Annotated in this window: 1 protein-coding gene; it reads left to right on the forward strand. The window is 64.5% G+C overall.

What is annotated here, in order from left to right; translation table 11 throughout:
* Nucleotides 1-335: Ig-like domain-containing protein (locus V7787_RS52980; RefSeq protein ID WP_274094782.1), on the forward strand; the 335-nt coding region annotated here is incomplete at both ends.

Genomic DNA, 335 nt, shown 5'->3' on the forward strand with positions numbered 1-335 from the left:
TAATGCTTCGGTGGCTACCGAGTACGATGTACCACTGACCACCGCGCCCGACAGCCCGAGCAATCTGGCCATCAATGCTGATGGCACCACCCTCACCGGTACCGCGCCGGCCGGCAGTCGTGTGGAAGTGAATGATGCCAACGGCACGTTGATTGGCAGTGTGGTGGCGGGCCCCGACGGCAGCTTCACCGTTACCCTCGACCCGGCCCAGGCCAACGGCGAACTGCTGGACGTGGTGGCCATTGATGACGGCGGCGTTTCCTCGCTGCCCGCACAGATCACCGCGCCGGATATCACCGCCCCTGCCGCACCGACCGAACTGGTGATCAATGCCA

It is taken from the genome of Pseudomonas sp. CGJS7 (assembly GCF_036961695.1).